General features: G+C 55.6%; 33 protein-coding genes. 14 read left to right on the top strand and 19 right to left on the bottom strand.

All coding sequences use genetic code 11. The features are described from left to right. Positions 1-28 precede the first annotated feature (28 nt). Complete coding sequence (locus C8N36_RS09865) at positions 29-778, top strand: SDR family oxidoreductase (RefSeq protein WP_097803681.1); 750 nt, start codon at positions 29-31, stop codon at positions 776-778. Further along, a complete protein-coding gene (locus tag C8N36_RS09860; RefSeq protein ID WP_097803682.1) occupies positions 775-1,380 on the top strand; it encodes an enoyl-CoA hydratase/isomerase family protein in 606 nt (201 codons plus the stop codon). The genes C8N36_RS09865 and C8N36_RS09860 overlap by 4 nt, the downstream gene beginning before the upstream one ends. A 63-nt stretch (positions 1,381-1,443) precedes the next feature. Here C8N36_RS09860 and choV read toward each other — a convergent pair whose 3' ends face one another. The 4 genes from choV to choX form a co-directional block, all read right to left on the bottom strand. Continuing rightward, a complete protein-coding gene (gene choV / locus C8N36_RS09855; protein WP_097803683.1) occupies positions 1,444-2,445 on the bottom strand; it encodes a choline ABC transporter ATP-binding protein in 1,002 nt (333 codons plus the stop codon). Continuing rightward, positions 2,442-3,278, bottom strand: coding sequence for a choline ABC transporter permease subunit (choW, locus tag C8N36_RS09850; protein WP_097803684.1), 837 nt, complete (start codon positions 3,276-3,278; stop codon positions 2,442-2,444). Before choW ends, choV begins: the two co-directional genes overlap by 4 nt. Before the next feature lie 3 nt (positions 3,279-3,281). Further along, positions 3,282-3,893 (bottom strand): LysE family translocator, encoded by a 612-nt coding sequence (locus C8N36_RS09845; RefSeq protein ID WP_211318235.1) that lies wholly within the window; start codon positions 3,891-3,893, stop codon positions 3,282-3,284. 70 nt (positions 3,894-3,963) lie between these two features. Beyond that, positions 3,964-4,887 (bottom strand): choline ABC transporter substrate-binding protein, encoded by a 924-nt coding sequence (choX, locus tag C8N36_RS09840; RefSeq protein WP_097803685.1) that lies wholly within the window; start codon positions 4,885-4,887, stop codon positions 3,964-3,966. Positions 4,888-5,033: 146 nt separating this feature from the next. Here choX and ade point away from each other — a divergent pair, with 146 nt between their 5' ends. Next, positions 5,034-6,728, top strand: a complete 1,695-nt coding sequence (gene ade, locus C8N36_RS09835; RefSeq protein WP_097803686.1) for an adenine deaminase — start codon at positions 5,034-5,036, stop codon at positions 6,726-6,728. A 6-nt stretch (positions 6,729-6,734) separates the two neighbouring features. On the opposite strand, the gene C8N36_RS09830 is transcribed toward ade, so the two are convergent. Further along, positions 6,735-7,910: a lytic murein transglycosylase gene (locus tag C8N36_RS09830; protein WP_097803828.1), complete on the bottom strand. Its 1,176-nt coding sequence runs from the start codon at positions 7,908-7,910 to the stop codon at positions 6,735-6,737. A gap of 182 nt (positions 7,911-8,092) precedes the next feature. On the opposite strand from C8N36_RS09830, the gene C8N36_RS09825 reads away from it, so the two are divergent. Beyond that, positions 8,093-8,455, top strand: coding sequence for a response regulator transcription factor (locus C8N36_RS09825; protein ID WP_097803687.1), 363 nt, complete (start codon positions 8,093-8,095; stop codon positions 8,453-8,455). A 5-nt stretch (positions 8,456-8,460) separates the two neighbouring features. On the opposite strand, the gene C8N36_RS09820 is transcribed toward C8N36_RS09825, so the two are convergent. The 7 genes from C8N36_RS09820 to def (C8N36_RS09790) all read right to left on the bottom strand — a co-directional run bounded on the left by C8N36_RS09820 (position 8,461) and on the right by def (C8N36_RS09790) (position 12,644). Continuing rightward, entirely contained in the window at positions 8,461-9,453 is a 993-nt protein-coding gene (locus C8N36_RS09820) for a glutathione S-transferase family protein (protein WP_097803688.1), read from the bottom strand. Between the two features lie 136 nt (positions 9,454-9,589). Further along, positions 9,590-9,826, bottom strand: a complete 237-nt coding sequence (locus C8N36_RS09815) for a GlsB/YeaQ/YmgE family stress response membrane protein (RefSeq protein WP_097803689.1) — start codon at positions 9,824-9,826, stop codon at positions 9,590-9,592. A gap of 3 nt (positions 9,827-9,829) precedes the next feature. Then, on the bottom strand, positions 9,830-10,069 hold the full coding sequence (locus C8N36_RS09810; RefSeq protein ID WP_097803690.1) for a hypothetical protein: 240 nt from the start codon (positions 10,067-10,069) through the stop codon (positions 9,830-9,832). Positions 10,070-10,162: 93 nt separating this feature from the next. Further along, complete coding sequence (gene fmt, locus C8N36_RS09805; RefSeq protein ID WP_097803691.1) at positions 10,163-11,074, bottom strand: methionyl-tRNA formyltransferase; 912 nt, start codon at positions 11,072-11,074, stop codon at positions 10,163-10,165. 69 nt (positions 11,075-11,143) lie between these two features. Beyond that, a complete protein-coding gene (def, locus tag C8N36_RS09800; protein WP_097803692.1) occupies positions 11,144-11,641 on the bottom strand; it encodes a peptide deformylase in 498 nt (165 codons plus the stop codon). Beyond that, the gene (gene def / locus C8N36_RS09795) at positions 11,638-12,129 is read right to left on the bottom strand and encodes a peptide deformylase (RefSeq protein WP_097803693.1); all 492 of its coding nucleotides are present in this window, start codon (positions 12,127-12,129) and stop codon (positions 11,638-11,640) included. The genes def (C8N36_RS09800) and def (C8N36_RS09795) overlap by 4 nt, the downstream gene beginning before the upstream one ends. Beyond that, on the bottom strand, positions 12,126-12,644 hold the full coding sequence (def, locus tag C8N36_RS09790; protein ID WP_097803694.1) for a peptide deformylase: 519 nt from the start codon (positions 12,642-12,644) through the stop codon (positions 12,126-12,128). Before def (C8N36_RS09790) ends, def (C8N36_RS09795) begins: the two co-directional genes overlap by 4 nt. Before the next feature lie 166 nt (positions 12,645-12,810). Here def (C8N36_RS09790) and C8N36_RS09785 point away from each other — a divergent pair, with 166 nt between their 5' ends. After that, on the top strand, positions 12,811-13,986 hold the full coding sequence (locus C8N36_RS09785) for a MalY/PatB family protein (protein ID WP_097803695.1): 1,176 nt from the start codon (positions 12,811-12,813) through the stop codon (positions 13,984-13,986). A gap of 43 nt (positions 13,987-14,029) precedes the next feature. On the opposite strand, the gene C8N36_RS09780 is transcribed toward C8N36_RS09785, so the two are convergent. From C8N36_RS09780 to C8N36_RS09755, 6 genes are all read right to left on the bottom strand, one after another. Continuing rightward, entirely contained in the window at positions 14,030-14,644 is a 615-nt protein-coding gene (locus C8N36_RS09780) for a trimeric intracellular cation channel family protein (RefSeq protein ID WP_097803696.1), read from the bottom strand. 32 nt (positions 14,645-14,676) lie between these two features. Beyond that, positions 14,677-15,138: a ribonuclease HI gene (gene rnhA, locus C8N36_RS09775; protein WP_097803697.1), complete on the bottom strand. Its 462-nt coding sequence runs from the start codon at positions 15,136-15,138 to the stop codon at positions 14,677-14,679. Beyond that, on the bottom strand, positions 15,131-15,721 hold the full coding sequence (locus C8N36_RS09770) for a class I SAM-dependent methyltransferase (protein WP_097803698.1): 591 nt from the start codon (positions 15,719-15,721) through the stop codon (positions 15,131-15,133). Before C8N36_RS09770 ends, rnhA begins: the two co-directional genes overlap by 8 nt. Then, positions 15,718-16,332: a LysE family translocator gene (locus tag C8N36_RS09765; RefSeq protein WP_097803699.1), complete on the bottom strand. Its 615-nt coding sequence runs from the start codon at positions 16,330-16,332 to the stop codon at positions 15,718-15,720. The genes C8N36_RS09770 and C8N36_RS09765 overlap by 4 nt, the downstream gene beginning before the upstream one ends. A gap of 163 nt (positions 16,333-16,495) precedes the next feature. Continuing rightward, entirely contained in the window at positions 16,496-17,467 is a 972-nt protein-coding gene (gene ispH, locus C8N36_RS09760) for a 4-hydroxy-3-methylbut-2-enyl diphosphate reductase (RefSeq protein ID WP_097803700.1), read from the bottom strand. Positions 17,468-17,707: 240 nt separating this feature from the next. After that, complete coding sequence (locus C8N36_RS09755) at positions 17,708-18,280, bottom strand: LabA-like NYN domain-containing protein (RefSeq protein WP_097803701.1); 573 nt, start codon at positions 18,278-18,280, stop codon at positions 17,708-17,710. A gap of 138 nt (positions 18,281-18,418) precedes the next feature. Here C8N36_RS09755 and folK point away from each other — a divergent pair, with 138 nt between their 5' ends. From folK to rnc, 9 genes are all read left to right on the top strand, one after another. Then, entirely contained in the window at positions 18,419-18,979 is a 561-nt protein-coding gene (gene folK / locus C8N36_RS09750; RefSeq protein ID WP_097803702.1) for a 2-amino-4-hydroxy-6-hydroxymethyldihydropteridine diphosphokinase, read from the top strand. A gap of 78 nt (positions 18,980-19,057) precedes the next feature. Then, the gene (gene rpoZ, locus C8N36_RS09745) at positions 19,058-19,411 is read left to right on the top strand and encodes a DNA-directed RNA polymerase subunit omega (protein WP_097803703.1); all 354 of its coding nucleotides are present in this window, start codon (positions 19,058-19,060) and stop codon (positions 19,409-19,411) included. Positions 19,412-19,453: 42 nt separating this feature from the next. After that, entirely contained in the window at positions 19,454-21,592 is a 2,139-nt protein-coding gene (locus tag C8N36_RS09740; RefSeq protein WP_097803704.1) for a RelA/SpoT family protein, read from the top strand. Between the two features lie 57 nt (positions 21,593-21,649). Then, positions 21,650-22,246 (top strand): DUF2062 domain-containing protein, encoded by a 597-nt coding sequence (locus C8N36_RS09735; protein ID WP_097803705.1) that lies wholly within the window; start codon positions 21,650-21,652, stop codon positions 22,244-22,246. 74 nt (positions 22,247-22,320) lie between these two features. Beyond that, positions 22,321-23,073, top strand: a complete 753-nt coding sequence (locus C8N36_RS09730; RefSeq protein ID WP_097803706.1) for a pyridoxine 5'-phosphate synthase — start codon at positions 22,321-22,323, stop codon at positions 23,071-23,073. Between the two features lie 149 nt (positions 23,074-23,222). Further along, on the top strand, positions 23,223-23,669 hold the full coding sequence (locus C8N36_RS09725; RefSeq protein WP_141467973.1) for a hypothetical protein: 447 nt from the start codon (positions 23,223-23,225) through the stop codon (positions 23,667-23,669). Between the two features lie 19 nt (positions 23,670-23,688). Further along, positions 23,689-24,105: a holo-ACP synthase gene (acpS, locus tag C8N36_RS09720; protein ID WP_097803708.1), complete on the top strand. Its 417-nt coding sequence runs from the start codon at positions 23,689-23,691 to the stop codon at positions 24,103-24,105. 111 nt (positions 24,106-24,216) lie between these two features. Beyond that, positions 24,217-25,053, top strand: coding sequence for a signal peptidase I (gene lepB / locus C8N36_RS09715; protein ID WP_097803829.1), 837 nt, complete (start codon positions 24,217-24,219; stop codon positions 25,051-25,053). Then, on the top strand, positions 25,050-25,727 hold the full coding sequence (gene rnc, locus C8N36_RS09710) for a ribonuclease III (RefSeq protein ID WP_097803709.1): 678 nt from the start codon (positions 25,050-25,052) through the stop codon (positions 25,725-25,727). Before lepB ends, rnc begins: the two co-directional genes overlap by 4 nt. A 10-nt stretch (positions 25,728-25,737) precedes the next feature. On the opposite strand, the gene C8N36_RS09705 is transcribed toward rnc, so the two are convergent. Beyond that, positions 25,738-26,262, bottom strand: coding sequence for an acyloxyacyl hydrolase (locus C8N36_RS09705; protein WP_097803710.1), 525 nt, complete (start codon positions 26,260-26,262; stop codon positions 25,738-25,740). Positions 26,263-26,264 lie beyond the last annotated feature (2 nt).

The raw sequence follows: 26,264 nt of genomic DNA, 5'->3' as shown, positions 1-26,264 counted from the left end.
AGATTACGAGATGCGAGGAGACGATTGCATGGATCTTTCAGGAAAAACTGTTTTGATAACAGGAGCTAGCCGCGGAATCGGGGCTGATTCTGCGCGGATTTTCGCCGCAGCAGGTGCGAATGTGGCCTTGGTGGCCCGCTCGTCCGAGGCGATTGCCGAACTGGCGGGCGAAATTGGTGACAAGGCGATTGCGATCCCTTGTGACATCGCCCGCTATTGGGAAATGAACCAAGCGGTTCAAGCCTGCGTCAAGACCTTTGGCAGCTTGGACATCTTGATCAACAACGCAGGTATCATCGAGCCAGTGGCACATTTGGCTGACGCAGATCCGGACGCATGGGGGCAGGTCATCGACATCAACCTCAAAGGGGTGTTCCACGGAATGCGCGCGGCTTTGCCTGTGATGTTGGAACACGGCGGCGGCACGATTCTGACCATCGGGTCCGGCGCGGCGCATGGTCCGGTTGAAGCGTGGTCACACTACTGTTCGTCCAAAGCGGGCGCGCTGATGCTGACAAAAATGGCTGACAAGGAATATGGCGACAAGGGTGTGCGCGCGATTTCGCTGTCACCCGGTACGGTTGCGACGCAGATGCAACGCGAAATCAAAGCCTCTGGCATCAACCCGATCAGCCAGCTGGATTGGTCCGACCATATCCCGCCGGAATGGGTCGCAAAGACTCTGCTTTGGATGTGCAGCTCTGAGGCCGACCGATACCTCGGAGATGAAGTTTCCTTGCGGGATGAAAGTATTCGCAAACAGGCGGGTTTGATTTGATAACTCTGACGAAAGACGGGGATCTATGGGTCGCCACCATCGACCGGCCAGACAAAGCCAATTCGCTGACCGCCGAAATGTTGGAACAGCTTTGCGTTATTGCCGAAGACGCCCGCGATGCACGGGTGTTGATTTTGACAGGTAAGGGTAAAGTGTTTTCCGCTGGTGCAGATCTAGAGGCAGCAAAGGCAGGGCTGGCAACGTCACCTTTGTGGGAGCGTTTGTCAGGAGCAATTGCGCGTTTGGATGCCCTTACAATCTGCGCAGCTAATGGCACAGTTGCCGGCGGTGCCATGGGAATGTTTTTAGCCTGCGATCTGCGGATCGCAGTGCCGGGGGCAAAGGTGTTTTATCCGGTGATGAAGCTGGGATTTTTGCCGCAGCCTTCGGACCCCAAACGACTGGCTGCCTTGGTCGGCACATCGCGTGCGAAAATGATCTTGATGTCCGGGCAGAAGATTTTGGTGGAAGAAGCCCTAGAGTGGGGGTTGGTCAATCGCGTGGTCGACGGGAATGTTTTGGACGCCGCGCGTTTGTTGGCCGAGGACACAGCCGGAGCCAGCAAGGAGCACGCCACAGCGATCAAGCGGCTGATTGGATAGGACCGCGTGGGGGCGCTGCCCCCACACCCCCGGGATATTTTTGGACAGAAGAAATCAGAACTCTTATTCCGAAAGGCGTGCCACGACGCTTTGAGCTGAAACGCGGCCGATGGCCGTGCCGTTTTCCATGACTGTAACCGGACCTTGGGCAAGATTTGGCATGATTTCACGGATCGGGGTTTCTGCATCCACGGCAGTATCGCCAGTGCCTGCTTCCATCGCGTCGCGGGCAGTCAGAACCCCAAGCGGGTTCATATTGGCGACGAAGTCCTGAACATAGTCATCCACGGGATTCGAGAAAATCTCACGCGGGGTGCCAGACTGGACGATCCGCCCGCCTTTGAGAATGGCGATGCGATTCCCGAGCTTGAACGCTTCGTCGAGATCATGGCTGACAAAAATAATTGTACGTTTCAGGTCGTGCTGCAGCTCAAGCAGTTCGTCCTGCAAACGGGTGCGGATCAGCGGATCTAGCGCTGAAAAGGGTTCGTCCATAAGCAAGATCGGAGCATCTGTGGCAAAGGCGCGCGCAAGCCCGACCCGCTGCTGCATTCCGCCAGAAAGCTCACCGACTTTGCGGTCCGCCCAGTCATTGAGACCGACAAGTTCAAGTTGATGTTTGACAGTCTCAGCACGCTTGGCAGTTTCCATGCCCGCCAGTTCCAAACCAAACCCGACGTTTTCGGAAACCGTGCGCCAAGGCAGCAGTCCGAACTGTTGAAACACCATTGCAACGCGGTGCTGACGGATGTCGCGCAACCGCGCTTTGGAGCAACTGACAACGTCGACCATGTCGCCGCCATTGTTCACATGCACGGCCCCGCGAACCACCGGGTTCAAACCATTCACCGCGCGCAACAAAGTCGACTTCCCCGAACCGGACAGGCCCATCAGAACAACGATCTCGCCCTCCTGGACCTCGAGCGAGCAATCATGCACGCCTAGAACCTGACCGGTTTGTTCTTGTATTTCCGACCTCTCCAAGCCTTTGTCGGCATGCGGCAAAGCGGATTTCGGGTTGTCTCCGAACATAATCGAGACATTTTCAAAGCTGACAGCGGTCATTTATCTTCTCCCACGCGCAGGGCGCGATCTAGCATGATGGCGACCACAACAATGATCAAACCGGCTTCGAACCCAAGCCCCGTGTCGACGCGGTTCAAGGCCCGCACAACCGGAACGCCAAGGCCATCAGCACCAACCAAGGCTGCGATCACAACCATCGACAGCGACAACATGATGGTTTGGTTCATGCCCGCCATAATCTGCGGCAGCGCGCTAGGCAGTTCCACCTTCCACAGCTTTTGTTGCGGGGTCGCGCCAAAGGCGTCTGCAGCCTCTATCAGGGCTGTCGGAGTGGACGAAATACCAAGGTAAGTCAGCCGGATTGGTGCGGGAACCACAAAGATAACTGTAGCAATCAGACCTGGCACCATCCCGATGCCGAAAAACACAATCGCGGGGATCAGATAGACAAAAGTTGGCAAGGTTTGCATAAGATCAAGAACCGGACGCATCCACGCGTATAGTCGCGGGCGGTGCGCCATAGCGATGCCGATTGGCACCCCGACTCCCATACAGACCACACAAGCAGACAGCACCAATGTCAGGCTTTCTGTGGTTTCTTCCCAATAGCCTTGGTTCATAATGAACAAGAACCCGACCACGATAAGCGCTGGCACCTTCCAAGTGCGGTGCACAAACCATGATGCCGCGGCCATCACTGCGACCACGATCAGCGGATGCGGCGATTGCAGGACCCACAAAATGGCATCGATCAGCCATTCCATCGCCTCGGCCATTCCGTCGAAAATCACGGCTCCATGTTTTTGCAGCCAGTTGAACACAGCTTCGGCTGCGTCACCTACGGGGATCTTGTATTCTGTCATCCAGTCCATTGTTCAGCTCTCGGGTTTGAGGGCCATCGTCAGGCCAGAGAAAATTAAAAAGCCGCCAACGCCTTTGTTCAAGCGGTGAAGACGGAGCGGGGTAAGCACATGGCTCATTGCACGGCCGAGCGCGGCGTAGATGGCAATCGCGGCCACCTCCAGCGCTAAAAACAAGGCCCCCAACACGGCGAATTGCTCAAGCAGGTTGCCGGAATTGTCGATGAACTGCGGGAAAAACGCCGTGAAAACCGCAATCGCTTTTGGGTTGGCGGCGGCAAAACTCATGTCGCGGCGCATCAGGGCCAAAACATTGGTCTGGGCCGACATCGCTTCGCTCGGGGCAGGCGCAGTCCACATTTTGTAGCCGACATAGATCAAATAGGCTGCCCCTGCGTATTTGACCGCAATCAAAGCAGCCTCAAAGCTGGTCAGCAGGGTGCTAAGCCCAACGGCCACCAGTGCAATCATCGCGGCAAACACCGGCAGACGGCCCAAACCTCCCGCAAGCGCAGGCCAAAACCCAAGCCGCGAGGCATTGGAAAACGCCAGCAAGTTATTTGGCCCCGGCGAAAGGTTGAGGGCAAAACAGGCCGGGATAAAGATGGCGAGCAAGGTCAGAGACATGGCGGCTTTCGGCTAAGTGCACAAAACCCGCCACCCTGTAAAAAGGCAGCGGGTCGTATTTCGCGTAGGCTTACAGGCCCAATGCGCCTTTGACAGCTGCCATGCCGTCACCGCCATCTTTGGTCGTGACACCTGCCAACCATCCGTCAAGCGCGCCGGGATTGGCCTTGATCCATGCTGTTGCCGCTTCGTCAGGATCCTGACCATCGTCCAGAATTGCACCCATGATTTCATTTTCCATCGCGAGCGTGAATTCGAGGTTGGTCAACAACGCACCAACATTGGGGCATTCAGCGACGTAACCGGCGCGTGTGTTGGTGGCCACAGTTGCGCCGCCAAGGTTCGGTCCGAAATAGTCGTCGCCACCTGTCAGGTAGGTCAGATCATAGTTGGCGTTCATCGGGTGGGGTTCCCATGCCAAAAAGACAACCGCTTCGCCTTTGTTATCGGCACGGCCAACCTGGGCCAGCATACCTTGCTCAGAGCTTTCTTTGACGTCAAATTCGGTAAGGCCAAAGGCGTCGGCCGCGATCATATCCATGATCAGGCGGTTGCCGTCGTTGCCCGCTTCGATACCATAAATGGTTTGGTCCAAGGCATCTCCGGCAGCGGCGATGTCTGCGAAATCCTTGATGCCCATAGCGGCACCGGCGGCATTGGTTGCCAGTGTATACTTTGCGCCCTCAAGGTTGGTGCGCACGGTGTCGACGGTGCCCGCTTCGCGGTATGGTGCAATGTCGGCTTCCATTGTTGGCATCCAGTTGCCGAGGAAAACGTCGATATCGCCTTTGGCCATCGAGGTGTAAGTCACAGGAACCGACAGAACCTTGATGTCGGTTTCATAGCCCAGCGCCTGCAGCACAACCGTGGTCGCGGCAGTGGTTGCTGTAATGTCAGTCCAACCCACATCCGAGAAGGTCACGCTATCACAGCTGGCCGAAGCGGAACCGGCGGCGACGATCAGTGCAAGCGCCGATGTGGTGATTTTCGTCATGGTCATTGTTATATCTCCCTGAGCGTCTTATTTTGACTGGTCAGTCAATCAACGCAGTTTCTTCTAAAAAAGCAACATCAAGTTTGACCTGCCGTGCAAAAGCGGCAGTCTAGGGGATGATGGCGTCACAAAAGGACACTTAGACCATGAACACCTTGGTGAACAGGATTGCGCAGGGCCGCGGCGATGAAATTGCTGACAAAGTCTTGCGGGGTGGGAAAATTCTCGATCTGATCACTGGCGCGCAGCTTGATGGAGACGTGGCGATTTGCGGGGATCGCATCGTCGGCGTCTTCGATGAATATGAAGGGCGCGAGGTCATTGATGTTAGCGGAACCATCTTGGTGCCGGGCTTCATCGACACCCATTTGCATATCGAATCGTCCTTGGTCACACCGTTCGAATTCGATCGCTGTGTAGCGCCGCGCGGAGTAACCACCGCCATTTGTGACCCGCATGAGATTGCAAATGTGATCGGCGCGGCTGGCATTCGCTATTTTCAAGAGGCCAGTTTGCACACGTTGATGGACATCAAAGTGCAACTCTCGTCCTGCGTGCCGTCAACGCATATGGAAACCGCCGGAGCATCCTTGACGGCGAGCGATCTGGCTCCTTTGCGGGGGCATCCGTCGGGTCTGGGCTTGGCCGAATTCATGAATTATCCGGGCGTGATCCACCGTGATCCCGGATGCGTTGAGAAGCTAGAGCTGTTTGAGGACGGCCATATTGACGGACATTGCCCGCTTTTGTCAGGCCGCGATCTGAACGCCTATATTGCAGCCGGAATCCGGACAGAGCATGAGGCGACTTCCGCAGACGAAGCCCTGGAAAAGCTGCGCAAAGGTATGCGGGTTCTGATCCGCGAAGGCTCCGTTTCCAAGGATTTGCACGCATTGCAGCCCCTGCTGGACGAACGTACATCGCCATATATGTGCCTATGCACCGATGATCGCAATCCGCTGGACATCGGAGAGCATGGCCATCTTGATTATATGATCCGCACATTGATTGCCCTTGGCACACCGCCATTGGCAGCTTACCGCGCCGCCAGCCTATCCGCGGCCGAAGCCTTTGGCCTCAAGGATCGCGGTATGATCGCGCCCGGCAAACGGGCGGACATCGTGGCGGTCGATACGCTGGAAGGGTGCCACGCGCAGATGGTCATGGCAGGCGGAGTCGTCGTTGATGACACCAGCTTTGCCGCGCGCGGCCATGTTGAGCCGGTTGGCCGTGGGTCCGTCAAAGCCCCCACAGTGACGGCTGCGAATTTCCGGGCCCGCGCCAACCGCGTGACCACAGATGTAATCGGCATCCGCGAAGGCCAGATCCTGACCGATCACCTGCACGAAGACATAGCAATCGAAGACGGCGACAAGCGCCCTGATGTGGCACGCGATCTGGTCCGCATATCTGTCGTGGAACGGCACGGCAAAAACGGCAACATTGCCACCGGCTTTGTCAAAGGGTTTGGTCTAAAGGCGGGCGCTATCGCGTCAACAGTCTGCCACGATCATCACAACATTGCTTGCGTCGGCGTTGACTACGCGGACATGGCAGTTGCCGCGAACCGGCTCGGGGAAATCGAGGGTGGCTTTGTTGTGGTCAGCGGCGGCAAGGTTTTGGCGGAACTGGCGCTTCCCGTCGCTGGGTTGATGAGCCTGCTCAGCTTTGAAGAGGTACGTGACGCTCTTGTCTCCTTGCGCAGCGCTGCCCGCACCCTTGGGGTCACCCTAGAAGAGCCATTTTTGCAGCTGGCGTTTTTGGCGCTACCGGTGATCCCTGCACTCAAGATCACCGATCGCGGTATGGTCGATGTGCACCGCTTCGAAATTATCGGCTAAGCTGGGCTATAGTTTATTCAGCAATTGCAGGGTTGGCCAAGCGTCCGCATCCATCCCCAGCTTGCCCTGCACATCACGGACAGCCGAGCGGGTACCCGCGCCCAAGATCCCGTCGATTTTGCCGACATCATAACCCATGCCTTGCAGTTTGGTTTGCAGGGCCTTCATCTGATCACCTGACAACCCATTCACCGGGTTCCCCGGATCATAGACATCTGCCCCTTCAAGGCGCGTGCCGAAATAGGCCGCTGTCAAGACATAGGTAAAGCTCTGGTTCCACTCAAAATAGACGTTGAAATTCGGGTAAGCCATGAACACCGGACCACCGCGCCCTTGTGGCAACAAGATCGACGAAGCAAGCCGGCCATCATCCAAAACCCCTTGCCGGGCAGCAACCCCCATTTGTTCCCACTCAGCCACTGTATGAGTGGTTTGCAGTCCAGCTTTCGACCAGTCAAATCCATCGGGCAAGACCACCTCTTGCAACCAAGGTTCCCCCGGACGCCAACCCAAGTGCGACAGCATCTTGGCCCCTGAAAGCAGCGCATCTGCAGGCGACGTTTTCAGAGTAACATGGCCATCGCCATCGCCATCCACTCCGTTTTCCAAGATATCGCGGGGCAGCATTTGAACCATTCCGATTTCGCCAGCCCAAGCACCGGTGGTCCTATCTGGATCAAAATCACCCTGTTCATAAAGCGCGATGGCCGAAAAAACCTGCGGACGGAAAATTTCCGGACGGCGGCAGTCATGCGCTAGAGTCACCAGCGCATTGGCGGTGTTAAAATCCCCCTGAAAGGACCCATAATCGGTTTCGAAGGCCCAGAATGCCAACAAAACGCCGGGGGAAATTCCGTATTCGCTTTGGATGCGGTCAAAGACAGCGGCATACTGCTGCCCCATCTGCCGACCTTTGTCCAACCGGCTCTGGCTGATCAGCTTGCGGGAAAACGTGATAAACGGGTCTTGAAAAATGCCCTGACGGCGGTCCGCCTTTAGCACACTATCAGTCTGGGAAATGCCATCAAAGAACCTGCGGGTCATGTCAGGATCATGCCCCAAGCTCAGGGCTTCGGCTGCCATGTCTGCCTTGAACTGGGCAAAGCTACCACCGCATGGCACCTCTTGTGCCTGAACTGACCCTGACAAGACCATCGCTGCTATTGCTAACCGTTTGAGCATCACACCCTCATTTTTTATTTTGACCAACGTATCAGCAGGTCGTGACGCGGCAAGGCAGATTCTTGCCGAGACACGAGTTTGTTCACATTTGTTCGAAAACTTTACGTTCAGGTTAACTCTTTGTTAGGAAATCTGGAAGAAATGTAACCTCAATGTTTTGACGCGTTTGCCAGGAGGTCCACTTGAATATTCTGATAGTGGAAGGCCAGACCGCTCTGGCCCATTTGTGGTGTCGTCACCTCGAACGTCTTGGGGCGCATGTCAGCATTGCAACCAACCAAGACGACGCAAGCAAGCTCATCACCGACAACGACTTTGATGTGATTGTACTGGATCTTGTATTGCAAAGCGGAAGCGCATTGGCAGTGTCGGACTTTGCGAATTATCGCCTGCCCAACGCCCGCGTTGTCTTTGTTACCAATACAAGTTTTTTCTCGGATGGGTCAATTTTTCGCCACAGTGCAAATGCCTGCGCATTTTTGCCCAGCACCACACCGCCCGGAGATCTGGCAGCCATGGTTGAGCATTACGCGCAGGAAAATTGACACTGTTAGCCGACTGAGAATTTTACATCTCTACCATGGGGTTCCCAAAAGTCCACTTTTGGACCAATTGGAATAATCCGATGGGGATTTATTGATGGGTGGCTAAAGTGATAGTGGCGGCTGATCTGGCCGAAATCCACAGTCTGCGCCACGCCCGGCCATTGGAACAATTCCCGCACATAACCCCAGAGGTTTGGGTAATCGACGATCCGCGCACGATTGCATTTGAAATGTCCATGATAGACCAAATCAAAGCGCACAAGCGTTGTGAAAAGCCGCCAATCCGCTTCGGTCACGCAGTTGCACATCAAATAGCGGTGGGCGGACAAGCGTTCTTCTAGCCAGTCAAGCGTGTCGAACAGCGGACCGACGGCTTCGTCATAAGCCGATTGTGTGGTGGCAAATCCGGCTTTGTAAACACCGTTATTCAACGTGTCATAAATGCGCGCGTTGACGGCTTCGATTTCTGTATGGATCGCATCGGGCCAATAGTCATCTGTGTTGCCGGTCACACCATCAAAGGCAGAATTGAACATGCGGATGATTTCGGACGATTCATTTGAAACAATTGTTTCTTGCTGTTTGTCCCACAAAATCGGCACCGTTACGCGGCCCGATGCCTTTGGGTTGGCTTTGATATAAATATCACGGGCAAACGGCAGATCATAAAGGGTGTCCCCACTGCCGCCCAGGTCATCGCTTTGAAAGCTCCAACCGTCGTCCAGCATATCGGGATGCACGGAACTGACGGAAATCAGCCCCTCAAGGCCCTTGATGGCGCGAAAGATCAATGTGCGGTGCGCCCAAGGGCACGCAAGGCTGACATAAAGATGATAGCGCCCCGGATCGGCCTTGAACCCGCCATCACCGGACGGGCCTACACGACCATCGGCGGTGATCCAATTGCGATAGCCTGCGTCCTGCCGCACAAACCGGCCTTTGCTTTTGCCGGTATCGTACCACTGATCATGCCATTCACCGTCAATCAAAAGGCCCATTGCCGTCTCCTGCTAAGTTGCGTTGCATAACAGGTAGCGGTCCTGTGCCCGTGCGAAAACACCGAAGGGCGCGCAGGTTTGGCGCGCAGGCGCACAGGTTAAGACGCCATTACCTTGGCAGGAGTGAATGAGGCCTCTAGCGACCTTTGAAGGATTTCCAGATGTAAAGCAGTAGCATCGCCCCCAAAACGGCCCCAACCATTCCGGCCAGCGCACCGGTGATATACAACAAAAACCGCAAAACCAGCCCACCAATCAGTGCCCCGGCGATGCCGATACCGATGGTTTCAATCACTCCGGTTTCAATTTTCATCAGCCGCGTTGCCAAAAAACCGGCCGCAGCCCCGATAATAATCAAGAAAACAATAGGCATATGTTACCTCCGTCGCCAATGGGTTGGCACAATGATCAGCGCTCCAATTGATGCCGCCACCGCGTTGATCCCCGGCGATCTGAACCCCAGGCCAAACATCAGCTGCACGAAATAGGCCAAAAAGGCCCCGCCGATGCAAATGATGATGCTTTGCAAATATCCATTGTGGGTAAATTGAGACCGCTCAGATGCGTAGCCCACAATACCTGCGATCACGATCGTACCGATGAGAGTTGGGAACATAGGAACGCCTTTGTGCTGATGGGCTTTTCGCCGGTGGTACTTATATAAGGGTAGGCTTGCACAATCCCTAGCCCGTCACATGCCAATATTCGTTTAACTGCCTAGCACGGTGCCTTTGGCGACCGGATTGCCGCGCAAGAAAACGTCAGTGTCTTGTGCACCCTTTCCCGCACGCTGGGCCCGAGTGATCTGAACCGCGCCCTGTCCGCAAGCAATTGTCATTGCATCATCCAACGCTTCGCCAGGATTGCCCTGTCCCGTAGTCAAACGAGCGCCCAGCAGCTTGATTCGCTGACCGTCTTGCAAGGTCCAAACGCCGGGAAAGGGCGACAAGCCGCGAATTTGCCGGGAAATCACTTCGGCGGGCTTGCTCCAGTCCACTGCGGCTTCGGATTTGTCGATCTTGGCGGCATAGGTGACGCCATCCTCTGGTTGGACCTGCGGGCTCAGATTGCCCAGCTGGCCCAGCGCCTTACAGATCATTCGTGCCCCCATCTCCGACAAACGGTCGTGCAGGGCCCCTGTAGTTTCTTCGTCGCCGATACGCAGGGATTCCGTCAGTAAAACCGGTCCGGTGTCCAACCCTGCCTCCATTTGCATAATGCAAACTCCGGTTTCTGCGTCCCCCTCGAGGATGGCACGGTGAATGGGGGCCGCGCCGCGCCAACGCGGCAAAAGCGACGCATGGATATTCAAGCACCCCAATTCAGGCGCATCCAAAATCGCCTGTGGCAAGATCAACCCATAGGCAACAACAACTGCAACATCCGCCCCAAGCGCTGCAAAATCTTCCCGTTCCGCATCCCCCTTGAGTGAAACGGGATGGCGCACTTCTAGCCCCATCTTAACTGCGCGCGCATGAACGGCTGTCGGTCTGTCTTTCTTGCCGCGTCCGGCGGGACGTGGCGGCTGACAATAAACCGCTGCAATCTCATGTCCGGCCTCCACCAAGGCCTCAAGCACGGGTACGGAGAAATCCGGACTTCCCATAAAGATCACACGCATCTGTCAGCCTTTCTTTCGGATAGAACCGGGGTTCCAGAGGGGCTTCCCTCTTGCCCCCCACATCACATCTTAGCGCGCCAGTTTCTGCGCACGCTTGATCAACCGGTCCCGTTTCACTTTGGACAGATGGTCAAAATACATTTTGCCGTTCAAGTGGTCGATCTGGTGCTGAACAGAGGTTGCCCAAAGTCCAACAAAATCGCGTTCAACCGTCTCGCCGGTTTCATCCATGAACCGCACGGTCACAGCTCGAGGCCGGTCAATCGGGGCCGAAACGCCCGGCAGGTTCGGGCTTGCCTCTTCGTGCATGCGCAACTGAACCGAAGCGTGCAGCACCTCAGGGTTGGCCATACGCACAGCTTGCCCGCGTTCATCCGAACAATCGACAACAGCCAGCCGCAACATCACACCAATTTGCGGAGCGCCAAGGCCAACGCCGGGCATGGCGTCCATGCTCTCGATCATATCAGTCCAGATTTGACGGACCTCATCAGTGATTGCCTCAACCCGCTCGGCTGCGGTGCGCAAGCGTTTGTCAGGCCATTGCAAAAAGGGGCGCAGGGTCATGTCATAGCCTCATAGGATTTTAGGATGCGAGCGCGATCAGCTAGATCCACCCGATCAAAGTGCATTTTGCCGTCAAGATGATCCAGCTCGTGCTGCGCACAAATTGCCGCGAAACCGGTCAAATGCTGTCGCTGCTGTTCACCCGTCATATCGGTGAAAGCGAGCTCGATTTCCGCAGGGCGCACCACATCAACCGCCACTTCGGGCATCGACAAGCATCCCTCGGGTCCCTGATGCATATCTGCAGAGCGCGACAAGATTTCAGGATTGATGCACACCATTGGCTGCATCTCCCCCTCTTTCCACCCCACATCCATGACAAACACCCGCAGCATCACCCCGATTTGTGGCGCAGCAAGGCCGCGTCCCGGGGCATCATACATCGTTTCAAACATGTCAGTGATCAACTGCTCATCGATCGTCTGCACCTTGTCGCAGACTTGCGATAACCGTGCATCCGGCCAGATCAATACCGGCCGAACACTCACACCCGCGCCCGTTCGCGCTTTAGTTTTTGCATCTTCCGGGTGATCATCTGACGCTTGAGAGGTTTCAGGTAATCGATGAACAATTTACCTTCGAGATGGTCAATTTCATGCTGGACGCATGTTGCCCACAACCCGTCAAATTCTTGTTGTTGCTCATTGCCATCGCGGTCCACCCACTTCACCTGTACCATTTTTGGGCGGGTGACTTCGGCGTATTGGTCCGGAATCGACAGGCAACCCTCTTCGTAGACATTGATGTCGTCTGAGGAAGCAATGACTTCGGGATTGAACATAACCAAGGGTTTCGGCGCGCCATCTTCTTCTTTGACGCAATCAAGAACAATCAAGCGTTGAAGAATACCAATCTGCGGCGCGGCAAGGCCAATGCCCGGCGCGTCATACATGGTTTCAAGCATGTCATCGGCCAATACGCGCAGATCATCAGAAAGATCGGCGACAGGCTCGCAATGCTTTTTCAAGCGTGGGTCGGGGTGAATAAGAATAGAGCGCTTCATGCCGTGTCACTTAGGCAAAACGAGTCCAATACGCAAGCCAGCCCCCTTGCACACCGCGTAAATACCGCTAGCGTCCGTCGCAACAATTGACCCTACCGCAACCGCCGCCGGCGTTCCAAACCGGAATTTGGAGCCGACGCACGGCTGCGCTCAATAAGGACGCGACATGAGCCGCTTTGACGAAGAAATCGACCGCTTTGGCACCCATTCCGTAAAGTGGGACATGATGGAGAAAATCTATGGCGTTCCGGCCAAAGACGGTTTGTCCATGTGGGTTGCCGATATGGATTTCCGTCCCCCCGCCTGCGTTCAAGATGCCCTGCAAGGTATGCTCGACCATGGTGTGTATGGCTATTACGGCGACAACAGCGCGTATTTGGACGCAATTTGCTGGTGGATGGAGAACCGGCACGGTTGGACAGTAGATCCCAAATCCATCTTTTCCACGCACGGATTGGTCAACGGCACAGCGCTCTGCGTCGATACCTACACAGCCCCCGGCGAAGGCGTTGTGCTGTTTACCCCAGTTTATCACGCCTTTGCCCGCGTGATTCACGCAGCTGGCCGCGAAGTTGTGGAATGCCCCTTGGTTCAAAATGGCGGCCGCTATGAGATGGATTTTGACGCCTATGACGCCCAGATGACCGGTAATGAGCGCATGGTCATCTTGTGTTCACCGCACAATCCCGGAGGCCGCGTTTGGACCCGTGCGGAATTGAAGGGGGTGGCTGAATTCGCCCGCCGTCATGATTTGATCTTGGTGTCTGACGAAATCCACCATGATCTGGTTATGCCCGGCCATGAACATATTCCAATGGCGCTGGTCGACGACAACGTTCTTGAGAGATTGGTGATGATGACCGCCACCTCAAAGACGTTCAACATCGCCGGCAGCCATATTGGAAATGTCATCATTCCAAACGAAAGCCTGCGCGCGCCTTTTGCCGCCAAGATGGCCGCTATGGGCATGTCCGCCAACTCGTTTGGATTGTTCATGGCCACAGCAGCCTATTCACCTGCGGGTGCGGAATGGGTGGATGAACTGGTCGGCTATCTGGATGGCAACCGCAAAATATTTGACGCGGCGGTAAATTCCATTCCCGGTCTGGCATCGATGGATATGCAATCGACCTATCTGGCATGGGTGGATTTCGAAGGCACCGGCATGACCCGCGAAGAATTTACCGGCAGGGTCCAAAAAGACGCCCGTATCGCGGCCAACCTCGGGCCAACCTTTGGGGCGGGCGGAGAAAGCTTTTTGCGGTTCAACTATGCAACACCGCGTCGCCGGGTGATCGAAGCTGGCGAGCGGTTGCAAAAGGCGTTTGGGGATTTGCAGTAATTCGGCCTTGCTTTGGGGGCGCTGCCCCCAAGCGACACGGCGGTCATTTGCGCGGCGGTCGCGGTTTGTAGGTCGGCAAAGCCCAACCAAAGACAAGAGAGCCTGCGCGCAGGGCAAACGTAATACCCGCGCAGGCCAAACTGGCCATTGGCACCCCGATCTGAGGGGACAAAAGCAAAGCGGCAGAGCCGATCAATGCGCAGGTCACGTATAACTCGCCTTGTTTAAGTACCATTGGGACTTCGTTGGCGACCACATCACGCATCAATCCGCCCGCGCAACCCGTGGCGATCCCCATCACCAGAACGATGATCGGCGGCTGGCTGAGGTTTTCAGCAAGTCCAGCCCCCGCCGCAACAGCAACGCCCAACGCGCCCGCGTCGAGCCAAAGAATGGCGCGGTAGCGGCTTTCAAACAAATGCGCGGTGAAGAACACCAATGCTGCCGCCCCGCACCCAACCATCAAAAAAGCCGGATTGTCGATCCAGATCGGAGTGCGGTCCAACAAAAGATCACGCAAGGTTCCGCCCCCCAATCCCGTCAAGCAGGCGAAGAACGCGAAACCCACAAGATCCAACTGGGCCCGACTGGCCACCAACGCCCCCGTCAGCGCAAAGACCAGAACCGAGGCGTAATCGAGCATTGCTATGATCGTCATATTACCCAACCGCGCTCCAAAAATTCACTGCCTCAGGATTTACCGGGTTTGTAGGGGGCCATGCCTTCGCGCGCCAATTCATCAGCACGTTCGTTTTCGGCGTGGCCAGCATGGCCCTTGATCCACTTCCACGTGACATCATGGCGAAGCTGCGCTTCGTCCAGTCGTTGCCATAGATCGACATTTTTCACCGGCTTTTTGGCCGAGGTTTTCCAACCATTGCGCTTCCAGCCGTGAATCCACCCCGTCACACCGTTTTTCACATAAGCGCTGTCGGTGACGACGGTCAGAGATGACGGCTTTTCCAAGGTTTCCAACGCCATTATCGACGCCATCAATTCCATACGGTTGTTGGTGGTGTCCGCTTCGCCGCCGCAAAGCGTGCGTTCCTTCAGCACTGTTGCGCCGTCTTTGGCGAACAGCAAGACACCCCAACCGCCGGGGCCGGGATTCCCGGAGCAAGCTCCGTCAGTATATGCAAAGAGATCAGGCATGGGCTGTTGTCGATATCCAGGAGGCAAGTGTTCCATCAAGGCCCATATCAACGCCTGAGCGGAATGGACCGGGGTTAAGACCCGCGTCTTGCAGTACAGCGGTCAGCGTTTCAACCGTGTAATAGCTGTATTTTCGTCCAAGCTGATCGCGCTTGTCCCCCGTCCCCTCTTTGAGAGCGATATGGAACAGCCCACCGGGCCGCAAAGCTGTGCGGATGGCTCGCAGGTGCTCTGGCATCTCGGCATGCGGAGCGTGAAGCAGGCTAAAGTTGGCCCAAACTCCGTCATACCGCGCTACCGAAGTCAAATCGGAGAAAAGCGCCTGCTTTGCAGTGACCCCCGGAATTCTTGCAGCAAGTGCCACCATCTCACCAGATGCATCCCAAGCATCAACTTCAAACCCGGCAGCGGCCATATAGCCTGCAGAAGTCCCCGGTCCGCAGCCCAAATCCAGCACGCGCGCCTGTTCAGGTAAAGCCGACATAAAGGTCTGAAGGGTTTCATCCGGCCCACTTGAAGCGGTTACATCCGCGTATTCACTTGCGCGGGCGTCATAGACCCGAATGGTTTCTGTGTCGCTCATGCCTGCTCCAGTGCCAAACGCCCTGCCAGTGCCGCGAAAACGGCCGCAAACGACCCGTTCAACCACTTCATAACCCGCGCACTGCCCAAAACCCAGTTGCGGGCAAAGGCTGCGAAAACCCCATAGAGCACAAAAACCCCAAAGGTCATCGCCATTAACACACCGCCGAGCTGAGCCATTTCAAGCGTCGCGCTTGCGCCATCTCCGGACAAAAAAGGTGGCAATAGCGCCAGAAAAAAGATCGACAGTTTCGGATTTAAGATGTTGATCAGCGCGGCTCGGCGGGCAATGCGCCACATCGGCTCGGTGCTTCGCGTTTCGCCGAGGCTAAGCGCGCCGCCAGATCTCAACGACTGCCAAGCAAGCCACAGCAAATAGGCCACGCCGGCAAACTTGACGATATTGAAGGCAAGGGCCGAGGCATGCAAAACAGCGGCCAATCCGAAACTTGCAGCGATCAAATGCGGGACAATTCCCAACGTACAGCCAAAAGCGGCGGCAACGGCAGGCCCCCGCCCCTGTCCCAGCCCGATAGCCAATGTATACAAGACCCCTGTTCCGGGGGCTAACACCACCACAAAGGCGGTCAACAAAAACTGTAGTGTAATCACAAAACGCTCCTCAATCCTCCGGCCCAAAGTAAGGGGCTGAAAGAAATTGCCAAGCCTTTATCGGCGAAACGCCAGCCCCCGCGTGTTGATCGAAGCGCAGGGGTGGGCGGGTGGGCTGTGCTTCGGGCAAGGCGCGGGGGCTGACCCCATCATCGCCAGTGTCTTATGCAGGTTGACGCAAAACCCGCGGCACTTTGAATTCCACATTTTCTTGCGCGGTTTCCACCAATTCAACCGTCACCTCAAACCGTGCACGAAAGGCAGCGATCACCTCTTCAATCAACACCTCTGGGGCCGAGGCCCCGGCAGTGATCCCGACGGATCCAATCTCGCCCAATGCGCGCCAATCAATATCGGTGGCGCGTTGCACCAGCTGCGCATAGCTGCAACCGTTCTTACGCGCGACCTCAACCAACCGTTTCGAGTTTGACGAATTGGGCGCGCCTACCACCAGCAAAGCATCACAGTCCGGCGCAATCGCCTTCACCGCTTCTTGCCGATTGGTGGTGGCGTAACAAATGTCTTCTTTATGCGGGCCAACAATGGCGGGAAACCTTTTGTTCAGCGCCGCCACGATCCCCTTAGTATCATCAACCGACAGCGTGGTTTGGGTGACAAAGGCCAACCGTTCGGGGTCCCGTACCACCACCTGTGCTACGTCAGCTTCGGTTTCGACCAGCAGCACCTCTCCGTCCGGCAATTGCCCCATGGTGCCCACGGTTTCGGGATGTCCTTCGTGCCCAATCATAATCATCTGGAGACCCGCCTCGGCATGCCGCTGTGCCTCGATATGCACCTTGGACACCAAAGGGCAGGTCGCATCAACGAAAACCATTTCACGGCGCGACGCCTCAGCCGGAACCGATTTTGGAACACCATGCGCAGAAAAGATCACCGGCCGATCATCAGGGCACTCTTCGAGCTCTTCAACAAACACCGCACCTTTGGCCCGCAAGTCATCCACGACAAATTTATTGTGCACGATCTCATGGCGCACGAAAACCGGCGCGCCCCACTTCTCGATCGCCATTTCGACAATCTTGATCGCGCGGTCCACCCCGGCACAAAATCCGCGCGGCGCAGCCAGATAAAGGGTCAGGGCTTTGGCGGGGCTGTCAGTCACTGTCTGGGTCATTGCGGTCTCCTTACGCGAAGACGTAGGGGTTCGGACCTTTGGCGTCCAGAGTGATTGGCACCGAAATGCCGCTTGGAATACGGCTATTTTCCAAAAATGACACGCATGGGCAGCCCCTGCCAACCACGGATATACCGGCCTGTTCCACCGGACCAAAAGCCCGCGGATCAGTATCCGGACCTTAAAACAAAAAGCCGCCTCAAACCGGGACGGCTTTTCTTTTAGACCTGCGCAATTGGGTCAGAGGCCAGTGGCCACTTCAAATTCACGCTCGACCGGGTTTTCCCGTGGCGGGCGCCCAATCACATCACGAAGCTCGTCCAGCTCGATAAAGTTGTCGCACTGGCGGCGCAACTCGTCAGCAATCATGGGCGGCTGGCTGCGGATGGTCGAAACCACGGAAACCCGGACACCCTGGCGTTGCAGCGATTCGATCAGCGGACGGAAATCACCATCGCCAGAGAACAGCACAATGTGATCAACACGCGGAGCAAGCTCCATCGCGTCAACCGCCAGCTCAATATCCATATTGCCTTTGACTTTGCGGCGCCCCTGGCTGTCGGTGTATTCTTTGGCTGGCTTCGTTACCATGGTAAAGCCATTGTAATGCAGCCAGTCCACCAGCGGGCGGATCGGAGAGTATTCGTCATTCTCAAGCAAAGCGGTGTAATAAAACGCGCGCACCATCTTACCACGGCGCGCGAATTCCTGACGAAGAAGCTTGTAATCAATGTCAAACCCCAGCGCCTTCGCAGCAGCATAAAGATTTGATCCATCGATGAACAACGCCAGACGTTCGTCCTTATAGAACATCAAAAGTCCTTTCTTAATAATGCAATCCGCCAAGAATTGTGTGAGTGAGTGTGTGACGGATCAGATAAGTAACAGTAAAGTAAATAGACAGGCGATCAAGCGTGCGAACCTGTGCAAAAGGATAGGCGGAACTGCACTATGGTACAAGAATACATGCTCGCCTTAGGGTCAAACCTCGGGAATGGCCGCGATAACCCATTAGAAACAATCACTTTAGCCACACAAGAACTGGCCCATCGCTCTTGCTCTCTACGTCGCGTCAGCCGTTTATTTTCGACGCCTTGTTTCCCGGCAGGTGCAGGCCCCGACTATATTAATGCCTGCGTCAGGGTAACATATGATGGGCCGCCCGCGCAAATGCTGTCTCTCTTGCATCGGATCGAGGCAGACTTTGGCCGCGAACGGCAGCAACGTTGGGGCAGCCGGACATTGGATTTGGATCTACTGGCCTGCGGGCAATCCGTGTTGCCGTCCGATCAAACATTTTCCCATTGGCACAGCTTGCCGCTTGAAGATCAAAAGATCCGCGCGCCTCAAGAATTGATCCTGCCGCATCCACGGCTTCACGAGCGCGCTTTTGTCTTGGTTCCCCTGTGCGATATCGCTGCGGAATGGGTGCATCCCGTTCTTGGCAAATCCGTACGTGAAATGACCAAAGCCCTACCGGCGGATTTGTGCGCCCAGGTCGTACCGCTTTGACCTTTATTGACTTGTCAAGCCCCGGCCGCTGCGTTAGAAGCGCAACTTCGAATACCCCCAAAAGAGGTAAAGCGCCCCATGGCCCGCGTAACCGTAGAAGACTGCGTCGACAAAGTTCCTAACCGGTTTGAACTGGTGATGCTTGCTGCCCATCGGGCCCGCGAAGTGTCTGCAGGAGCAGCGATTACTGTAGATCGTGACAACGATAAAAACCCTGTGGTTGCCCTGCGCGAAATCGCTGAAGAGACCCAGTCGATTGATGACCTGCGTGAGCGTTTGATCGAATCAAACCAGACACAGATCGAAGTCGACGAACCAGAAGAAGACGCCATGGCGCTTCTGATGGGTGCCGAACAGGACAAGCCGCAAGACGACGACATGTCCGAAGAGAAATTGCTGCGCGCCCTGATGGAAGCGCAAGGTCAAGGGTAACTTCTGACCGGCTTGGGGACTTTGAGGGGATAAAGACGCCTAATGATCGCGGCGGAAGACCTTGTTGCGCTGGTGCGTAACTACAACCCCAAGACCAATGAAAAATTGATCCTCGCGGCCTATGATTATGGCCGCGAGATGCATGAAGGGCAGTTTCGCAAAAGCGGGGAACCCTATTTCACGCATCCTGTCGCCGTTGCGGCCATTCTGACCGAGCAACAGCTTGACGATGCCACCATCATCACCGCCCTGCTGCACGACACGATCGAAGACACCCGTTCTACGTATTCCGATGTGGCCGAAAAATTTGGCCGCGAGGTTGCCGATCTTGTCGATGGTGTGACCAAGCTGACCAATCTACAGCTTTCCAGTACCGAAACCCAACAGGCGGAAAACTTTCGCAAGCTGTTCATGGCAATGTCCAAAGACATGCGGGTAATTTTGGTCAAGTTGGCGGACCGGTTGCACAACATGCGCACGATCCGCGCAATGAAATCCGAAAAGCAGATCAAAAAAGCCCGCGAAACCATGGATATCTATGCTCCGCTCGCCGGTCGCATGGGTATGCAATGGATGCGCGAAGAGCTGGAGGATCTGGCCTTTCGCGTGCTGAATCCCGAAGGCCGCAGCAGTATCATTCGCCGCTTTATCACCCTGCAAAAAGAAACCGGAGATGTGATTCACCGTATCACCGGCGATATGCGCCACGAATTGGGTGACATCAACATAGAAGCAGAAGTCTTTGGCCGCGCAAAAAAACCGTTTTCGATCTGGCGTAAAATGCAAGAAAAGCAAATCGGCTTTTCACGACTGTCCGACATTTACGGCTTTCGCATTATCACGATGAACGAGGCCGAGTGCTATGCGGCCTTGGGTGCGATTCACCAACGGTGGCGCGCCGTGCCCGGACGGTTCAAAGACTATATCAGCCAGCCGAAATCCAACGGCTATCGGTCGATCCATACCACCGTGTCTGGCCGCGATGGCAAACGGGTCGAGGTCCAGATCAGAACCCGCCAAATGCACGAAGTGGCCGAAACAGGTGTTGCTGCGCATTGGTCCTACAAAGACGGCCAGCGCGCCGAGAACCCCTTTGCAGTTGATCCGGTGAAATGGATTGCTTCGCTGACAGAACAGTTTGACGGCGAAGACGATCACGACGAATTCCTCGAAGCCGTAAAGCTTGAGATGTATTCGGACAAAGTGTTCTGCTTTACCCCCAAAGGGGATGTGGTCAAGCTTCCCAAGGGGGCGACACCGCTGGATTACGCCTACCAGATCCACACCCGGATCGGGTCGAAATGCGTCGGGGCCAAGGTCGACGGCATTCGTGTGCCCCTTTGGACGCGTTTGAAAAACGGCCAATCGGTCGAGATCATCATTGCCGAAGGGCAAACACCGCAAGCAACTTGGCTGGATATCGCCACCACCGGCAAAGCCAAAACCGCGATCCGCCGTTCTTTGCGGGAGGCGAACAAAGAGCGCTATGTAAAACTGGGTGCCGAATTGGCGCGCGCCGCTTTCGAAAACAGCGGCAAGAAATCCACCGACAAGGTGCTTGAAAAAGCCGCCAAAACGCTGCGCTATGAAGACATCGACACGCTGCTAGCGCGTCTTGGCAGCGCCGAAATCACAGCCCGCGAGGTAGTCGAATCTGTTTACCCCGATCTGGCGATTCGCGATGACGGGGAAATCGAAGCCACCCGCGCGGTGGTCGGTCTGAACCATGGGCAAGGTTTCGCCCGTGCGGCATGTTGTCAGCCTCTACCACATGAACGCATCATCGGCTTGGCACAACGTGGACGCGGCGTTTCCGTTCATGCCATAGATTGCGGGGCCTTAGCCGCGTTTGAAGACCAACCTGAGCGCTGGATGGACTTGCATTGGGCTGAAGGAACTCACCCTCCGGTTTATACTGTCACGCTGGAACTGACCATCGGCAATGACGCAGGCGTCCTGGGACGGATTTGCACATTGATTGGCGAGCGGAAGGCCAATATCTCGGACCTCACATTTATGGATCGGAAACCTGATTTTTACAGGCTTCTGGTGGATGTAGATTTGAGAGACGCAGAACATCTGCATACGGTGATGTCAGCGCTCGAAGCAGAAAGTGATGTTGCCTCGGTTGACCGGCGCCGCAACCCTGCTTTGGCCGCCGCACCTGCGGCAACGGAGTGATTGGAAAGGCAGGCAGTGGTCTTCAAACGACGCGATAGGCGGCCAATTTGGAAAATCATGCTCGAATTCTTCTGGCCGCGTGGCGGTTGGGGGCGCGCTGCGCGTTATGTCCAACACCGTTTACACCGTCTGCCTGATCCGCCGCACCGTATTGCCCGCGGAATTTTCGCCGGGGTTCTCACCACTTTCACCCCCTTCTACGGGTTCCATTTTGTCACTGCGATATTGATCGCCTTGGCCATGCGCGGGAACCTTATTGCCGCGATTTTGTCGACCTTCTTTGGCAATCCTCTGACCTACGTTCCGATTGGCGTTTCAGCGATGAAAACCGGCTATTGGCTGCTCGGGATCGAAGGAAATCCCGAACACGGCGGCCTGGGCCATAAATTCGTCAGCGCTGGCGAGGACCTATGGACCAATCTATTAGCGCTGTTTAATGGCTCGGATGTCGATTGGACCAACCTTGTCATCTTTTATGACGAAGTGTTCTACCCATATCTGATCGGTGGCATCATGCCCGGATTGATAACCGCCACGGTCGCTTACTATATTTCCTTGCCTTTGGTCACAGCCTATCAAAACCGCCGCAAGGGCGCGTTGAAGGCGCGGCTGGCGACACTGCGTAAGAAAAAGGCCGACAAGAGCGCCGATTAAGCGATCTCACGCCTTGGATGGTTCGATCTTCGGACATATGATCAAATTCGGAATCATCGTGTAGGGAAGATATCATGACCCAATTTATTGGCAAACTGCGTCTGGGTGTGAACATTGACCATGTGGCGACAGTGCGTAATGCGCGTGGCGGGGCCTATCCCTGCCCGATCCGTGCCGCCAAACTGGCCGAAGATGCCGGTGCAGATGGCATAACTGCCCACCTGCGCGAAGATCGCAGACATATCACCGATCCGGACATTGACGGATTGATGGAAGCACTGACCATTCCGCTGAACTTTGAAATGGCCGCAACGGACGAAATGCAAGCTATTGCTTTGCGCCACAAGCCGCACGCGGTCTGTATCGTTCCGGAAAAGCGGGAAGAACGCACCACGGAAGGTGGCTTGGAAGTCGCCCGCGAGGAGAACAAGCTGGCGCATTTCATTGCGCCTTTGCGGGACGCGGGCTGCCGAGTGTCGATTTTCATTGCCGCCGACCAGAACCAAATCGAAGCCGCCAATCGTATCGGTGCTCAGGTGATTGAACTGCACACGGGTGCCTACTGCGACTTTCACGCAGAAGGCAAATTCGCAGAGCGGGACGCTGAATTGGCCAGATTGCGCGACATGTGTGCCTTTGCGCATTCGCTTGGACTAGAGGTGCACGCAGGTCACGGATTGACCTACGACACAGTACAGCCCGTCGCCGCATTCCCGGAAGTGATGGAGCTGAATATCGGTCACTTCTTGATTGGCGAAAGCATCTTCCGGGGGCTCACGCCTGCGATGGACGAAATGCGCAGCCTGATGGACCAAGCGCGCCTTTAAGAGCTGAAAACTGCCTCGTTGTCGGCAATGTGTAGCGGCCATCGGCGCGTTCATGGCCAACAGCTGACCTGAATTTCAGACCACTCTCGGCATGGCGAATTAACTTCGTCATGCTAACCTGCCTGAGAATCCAGTTTCAGGAGATGCCGATGTTTCGATTGTTGATTACCGTGCTCAGTTTGATTGCCTCGCCCGCACTTGCCAACGGTGTGCAAATTATGGACTGTGATTGGCAATCTTCAGCCCGCAATATCGTTGAGCCATGGGAAGAAAATTCACGCAGCTTTTCGAACGGTAAGACCCGTGTGGCCGCCTTGGACACCATCGAACCGGCCGCCGGGTGGGCTTATGTGCTTGTTTTATCGCCGCCTTATTCCGAACTCGGGGACCGACAGTGCAGAGTAATCGGAATGAACGGATCGGGCTTTGCCGGAATGGATTTTAGGCAATTGCGCAGCGCCTATGACCCAGCTGCCGGTCTTAGCTTTACGGTGCCGGTCGATGTATATGACTTTAATCGTGGCGTCGGAGTCCCAAGGCAGCTGTGGTTCCAGCTGAATCAGGCCACCGGCCAGATTCGAACGGATTTGCGGTGAACCGGAACAGGCGGCAGACATGATATTGGGCATTGGAACCGATCTGGCCAATATAGAAAGAATCCAGCGCACGCTTGACCGGTTCGGGGATCGGTTTCGCAATCGGGTATTCACCGAGATAGAACAACACAAATCCGAACGACGCCGCGATGTCGCCGGAACCTATGCAAAACGCTGGGCCGCCAAGGAAGCCTGCTCAAAGGCGCTTGGAACCGGGCTGCGGATGGGCATATCCTGGAAGGACATGGCGGTGTCCAATTTAAGAACCGGACAACCCATGATGCATCTGACAGGCTGGGCAAGGGAGCGTTTAGACGATATGACACCGCCCGGACATGAGGCCGTGATCCATGTCACCCTGACCGACGACCACCCATGGGCCCAAGCCATCGTCATGATCGAAGCCCGCCCGATAGCGCCGCCTTCCAAAGCCTGAAACCTTTGACATTGGACCCGCCTGTCTAGCGGCAATCTGGCTCGGTCTGACTTGACTCCAAGCGTCGTCCCCCGCATGAAGCGCAAGGATTTTAAGCAAGGATTACATCGCATGGCAGCCACCGAACAAAAGAGCGGCGGGATCGTTGAAACGATCAAGACTGTGGTCTATGCGCTGGTGATCGCGGGCGTCTTTAGGTCTTTGTTCTTTCAGCCCTTTTGGATCCCCTCGGGGTCGATGAAAGACACGCTTTTAATCGGCGACTTCCTTTTTGTGAACAAGATGGCCTATGGCTATTCCTATGCTTCCTGCCCGTCTGTCATCATGCCCCGTTTTGGCATCAATATCGATGCCGCGAATATTTGCGGCTGGGCAGATGGCGATAATACACGCCTGTTCGGGTCTGAGCCAGAGCGCGGCGATGTTGTGGTCTTTCGCCACCCCGGCACCGGTACGGATTTCATCAAACGCGTGATTGGCTTGCCCGGAGACAAAGTTCAGGTGCGCGACGGCGTTGTAATCATCAATGGCACGCCGGTTTCCGTAGAACCTGACGGCCAATTTGTTGAAACCTATGATGCGCAGGGCCCGCAGCGCCTGACACCAAGATGTGAAAACGCAGCCGTTGGCCGTGGCGGTGACTGCCTCAAATCCAAATACATCGAAACACTGCCCAATGGCGTGTCACATAGCATTTTGAACATCGGCAACCAGTCGTCTGACAACACCGACGTCTATACCGTGCCGCTTGGGCATTTCTTCTTTATGGGTGACAACCGTGACAATTCCTCGGATAGCCGGGTGCGCAGCATCGTTGGCGGCGTTGGCTTTGTTCCCTTTGAAAATCTGATTGGCCGTGCGGACCGCATCATGTTCTCGTCTGCCGGCACTTCCATGCTGTACTTCTGGACATGGCGCAGCGACCGTTTCTTCAAAGCTGTCCAATGAAACAATCAGCCGAGCTTATCGCCCTACAAGACCGGCTTGGATACACGTTTACCAAGCCGGAACTGCTGCGCCAATCTGTGACGCACAGTTCAATGTCGAGCCCGGGCAGAAATGATAACCAACGGTTGGAATTTCTGGGGGACCGGGTGCTGGGCCTTGTAATGTCCGAAGCGCTTTTACTGCATGATCAGCAGGCAACTGAGGGGGTGTTGGCCCCCCGCTTTAACGCTTTGGTGCGCAAGGAGACCTGCGCCGATGTTGCACGGCAGATTGATCTCGGTGCGGCACTCAAACTCGGGCGTTCTGAACAAATGTCTGGCGGACGGCGGAAATTGGCATTGCTCGGCGATGCCATGGAGGCGGTGATTGCTGCCGTCTATATGGATGGCGGATTTGAAACTGCCCGCACGCTCATCCTACGGCTGTGGGGCACCCGCATCGAGGCCGTTGAAGACGACGCCAAAGACGCCAAGACCAGCTTGCAAGAATGGGCACAGGCCCGCGCGCAAGAACCGCCCAGATACATATTGGCTGAACGGTCCGGCCCCGATCATGCCCCTGTGTTTACGATTCAGGCGGTCCTTGCTTCGGGCGAAACATCAACCGCCACGGCGGGATCAAAACGACAAGCGGAACAAGCGGCTGCAAAGGCCTTGCTCGACAAACTGGGATAAGGTTTTTGCCCTAAAAACCAACGGGCACAGACACCCTGAACTGAACGGTTTCAATACCCGGATTGTCATCATAAATTCCGGCATTTGATCTGTGGTCATAGCTGGCTGCAAACCTGACACCCGATCGGTTTTCATATCCGATCTCTATCCCGGATCGAAACTCGATTGGCCCGCCAAGGTCAAAGCCACCGTTTTCCACATAGAGGCCCGGCATAGCGTGCAGCTCTGCGTAGAACGGGGTGTTGGCATTTGTCAGCGTGTAAGTCTGGCCAAGGCCAAGCCACAAGGCCCCTTGCTCCGTATAGGAAACGCCGACTGCATTTCCGAAAGGCCCAAATTTAGTTGCCATATCATAGCGAAAATATATCTCGCCTTGTGCCTCTGCGCGGCGCTCCAACACTTGGCCAGCCGAAAAGGCCAATCTCGGGGTTTGTTCATCTTTGCCAAGGCAACCCGAGCCGCTTCCACAATGATTCATACCCATGTCTGTTAGTCCAAGAACCAACATCAAAACTGCGAATGTACCATCTGCCATAG

Origin of the sequence: Pelagimonas varians (assembly GCF_003208435.1) — a bacterium.
Lineage (GTDB): Bacteria > Pseudomonadota > Alphaproteobacteria > Rhodobacterales > Rhodobacteraceae > Pelagimonas > Pelagimonas varians.
This window is presented reverse-complemented; position numbering and strand designations above follow the sequence as displayed.

Coding starts and splice junctions, on each gene's coding strand:
- C8N36_RS09810 (WP_097803690.1), bottom strand. CDS start 10,069: ATGTTCCCAACTCTCATCGGTACGATCGTGATCGCAGGTATTGTGGGC.
- C8N36_RS09830 (WP_097803828.1), bottom strand. CDS start 7,910: ATGCTCAAACGGTTAGCAATAGCAGCGATGGTCTTGTCAGGGTCAGTT.
- lepB (WP_097803829.1), top strand. CDS start 24,217: ATGGCAGCCACCGAACAAAAGAGCGGCGGGATCGTTGAAACGATCAAG.
- C8N36_RS09705 (WP_097803710.1), bottom strand. CDS start 26,262: ATGGCAGATGGTACATTCGCAGTTTTGATGTTGGTTCTTGGACTAACA.
- choX (WP_097803685.1), bottom strand. CDS start 4,887: ATGACGAAAATCACCACATCGGCGCTTGCACTGATCGTCGCCGCCGGT.
- C8N36_RS09845 (WP_211318235.1), bottom strand. CDS start 3,893: ATGTCTCTGACCTTGCTCGCCATCTTTATCCCGGCCTGTTTTGCCCTC.
- folK (WP_097803702.1), top strand. CDS start 18,419: ATGGTACAAGAATACATGCTCGCCTTAGGGTCAAACCTCGGGAATGGC.
- acpS (WP_097803708.1), top strand. CDS start 23,689: ATGATATTGGGCATTGGAACCGATCTGGCCAATATAGAAAGAATCCAG.
- ispH (WP_097803700.1), bottom strand. CDS start 17,467: ATGACCCAGACAGTGACTGACAGCCCCGCCAAAGCCCTGACCCTTTAT.
- C8N36_RS09735 (WP_097803705.1), top strand. CDS start 21,650: ATGCTCGAATTCTTCTGGCCGCGTGGCGGTTGGGGGCGCGCTGCGCGT.
- def (WP_097803694.1), bottom strand. CDS start 12,644: ATGAAGCGCTCTATTCTTATTCACCCCGACCCACGCTTGAAAAAGCAT.
- C8N36_RS09815 (WP_097803689.1), bottom strand. CDS start 9,826: ATGCCTATTGTTTTCTTGATTATTATCGGGGCTGCGGCCGGTTTTTTG.
- fmt (WP_097803691.1), bottom strand. CDS start 11,074: ATGCGTGTGATCTTTATGGGAAGTCCGGATTTCTCCGTACCCGTGCTT.
- C8N36_RS09865 (WP_097803681.1), top strand. CDS start 29: ATGGATCTTTCAGGAAAAACTGTTTTGATAACAGGAGCTAGCCGCGGA.
- C8N36_RS09785 (WP_097803695.1), top strand. CDS start 12,811: ATGAGCCGCTTTGACGAAGAAATCGACCGCTTTGGCACCCATTCCGTA.
- rpoZ (WP_097803703.1), top strand. CDS start 19,058: ATGGCCCGCGTAACCGTAGAAGACTGCGTCGACAAAGTTCCTAACCGG.
- choW (WP_097803684.1), bottom strand. CDS start 3,278: ATGGACTGGATGACAGAATACAAGATCCCCGTAGGTGACGCAGCCGAA.
- rnhA (WP_097803697.1), bottom strand. CDS start 15,138: ATGCCTGATCTCTTTGCATATACTGACGGAGCTTGCTCCGGGAATCCC.
- ade (WP_097803686.1), top strand. CDS start 5,034: ATGAACACCTTGGTGAACAGGATTGCGCAGGGCCGCGGCGATGAAATT.
- C8N36_RS09780 (WP_097803696.1), bottom strand. CDS start 14,644: ATGACGATCATAGCAATGCTCGATTACGCCTCGGTTCTGGTCTTTGCG.
- C8N36_RS09820 (WP_097803688.1), bottom strand. CDS start 9,453: ATGGGCCTTTTGATTGACGGTGAATGGCATGATCAGTGGTACGATACC.
- C8N36_RS09755 (WP_097803701.1), bottom strand. CDS start 18,280: ATGTTCTATAAGGACGAACGTCTGGCGTTGTTCATCGATGGATCAAAT.
- rnc (WP_097803709.1), top strand. CDS start 25,050: ATGAAACAATCAGCCGAGCTTATCGCCCTACAAGACCGGCTTGGATAC.
- choV (WP_097803683.1), bottom strand. CDS start 2,445: ATGACCGCTGTCAGCTTTGAAAATGTCTCGATTATGTTCGGAGACAAC.
- C8N36_RS09740 (WP_097803704.1), top strand. CDS start 19,454: ATGATCGCGGCGGAAGACCTTGTTGCGCTGGTGCGTAACTACAACCCC.
- C8N36_RS09770 (WP_097803698.1), bottom strand. CDS start 15,721: ATGAGCGACACAGAAACCATTCGGGTCTATGACGCCCGCGCAAGTGAA.
- C8N36_RS09725 (WP_141467973.1), top strand. CDS start 23,223: ATGTTTCGATTGTTGATTACCGTGCTCAGTTTGATTGCCTCGCCCGCA.
- C8N36_RS09730 (WP_097803706.1), top strand. CDS start 22,321: ATGACCCAATTTATTGGCAAACTGCGTCTGGGTGTGAACATTGACCAT.
- def (WP_097803692.1), bottom strand. CDS start 11,641: ATGACCCTGCGCCCCTTTTTGCAATGGCCTGACAAACGCTTGCGCACC.